We start from the raw sequence: 1,674 nt of genomic DNA, 5'->3' as shown, positions 1-1,674 counted from the left end.
TCCATGAGCCAGTCGAGCAGCAGCTCGTCTTCTTCCCTGGCGTAAGAACAAGTAGAATAAATGAGGATGCCGCCGGGCTTGAGCGCGGGCAGTGCGTCGGCCAGGATGCGCTGCTGGCGCTGGCTACAGAGCATCACGTTATCGTACGACCATTCCTGCACGGCTTCGGGATCGCGGCGGAAGAGGCCGGAACCGGAGCAGGGAGCGTCTACCACCATCACGTCGAAAAAGTTTTCGAGGCGCGAGAAGTCACGGGGATCGTTATTGGTTACGACAACGTCGGGCGTTCCCCAGCGCGAGAGATTATCCGCCAGCAGCGCGGCTCTCGGGCGGATGACTTCATTGGATACCAGCAAGCTTCCGGTTGGCAGCGCCGCCTGGATGAGCGTGCTTTTTCCGCCGGGGGCAGCGCAAAGGTCAAGGGCTTTGAGGGGAGATGCCATGGGGACCGTCTGCCGCAGGGCTTCCTCCAAAAACATGGACGATGCTTCCTGCACGTAGTACGCGCCGGCATGGAACTGCGGATCGAATGTAAAGGAAGGACGGCTGGAAAGATAATAGCCGCCGGTGGTCCAGGGTACGCGCTGTGCTTCCAGCTGCGGGAACACCGATGCGATATCCTGCACTTTCTGCGGCATGAGGCGCACGCTGGTTATGCGCTCCGGGGAATTATGCACCGCGAGGAAAGCGGCGGCATCATACCCCGGAAGGCCGTTCAATGTATCGATAAATGCCTGTGGTAATGCTGGCAAGGTAAATTTTTACGCAAAGGTAACGATTTACAGCGTTTTCACTTCCGCCACCAGCTGTTGCAATACGGACTTCGCATCGCCGAACAGCATGGATGTTTTGGGCTGGAAGAACAGCTCATTCTCAATCCCCGCGTATCCCGGTTTCATACTGCGTTTATTCACGATCACCATCTTCGCCAGTTCCACTTCAAGGATGGGCATGCCGTAAATCGGGCTGCCGGGATCGCTTTTTGCGGCGGGGTTCACCACGTCGTTGGCGCCCAGGACCAGCACCACGTCTGTATTCGCCATGGCGGCGTTGGCGGTTTCCATCTCTTCGAGTTTTTCATATGGCACATCCGCTTCGGCCAGGAGCACGTTCATATGTCCGGGCATGCGGCCGGCTACCGGATGGATGGCATAATTCACTTCCACACCTTTTTCTTCCAAAAGTTTTTCCAGTTCATGGCAAACGTGCTGCGCCTGCGCCACGGCCAATCCATATCCCGGCACGATCATCACTTTGCCGGCATACCGCATCACAACGGCCGCATCTGCGATATTGATTTCCTTGTAATTCCCCTGCTCTTTCGTAACACCGCCCCCGGTAGCCGCATGCGCGCCGAAAGACCCTATCAGCACGTTCTTCAGCGAGCGGTTCATCGCTTTGCACATGAGGATGGTAAGGATCGTACCGGCGGAACCCACGAGGATACCGCCTGTCAGCATCACGGGGTTATCGTACAGGAATCCGCCGCAGGCCGCCGCCACACCGGTAAAGGAATTGAGCAGCGAGATCACGACGGGCATATCCGCGCCGCCGATCGGCATCACGAACATGACGCCATAAACAACGGACAGCGCCAGAATAACATAGAACAAGGTATTGATCAGCCCCGTTTCGCGCAGCTGCTGGATCTGGATATCGGGGAGGGCTGTGTTG

Annotated in this window: 2 protein-coding genes; both read right to left on the bottom strand. The window is 57.3% G+C overall.

The features are described 5' to 3' along the window. On the bottom strand, positions 1 to 752 hold a 752-nt coding region (locus tag Q0510_RS23005; RefSeq protein ID WP_298717013.1), incomplete at its 3' end, for an RsmB/NOP family class I SAM-dependent RNA methyltransferase. 27 nt (positions 753 to 779) lie between these two features. Continuing rightward, on the bottom strand, positions 780 to 1,674 hold an 895-nt coding region (locus Q0510_RS23000), incomplete at its 5' end, for an NAD(P)(+) transhydrogenase (Re/Si-specific) subunit beta (RefSeq protein ID WP_298717011.1).

This window comes from uncultured Chitinophaga sp. (genome assembly GCF_937874145.1).
GTDB lineage: Bacteria > Bacteroidota > Bacteroidia > Chitinophagales > Chitinophagaceae > Chitinophaga.
Note: the sequence above shows the minus strand (reverse complement) of the source record. Positions and strands in the feature narration are given on the sequence as shown.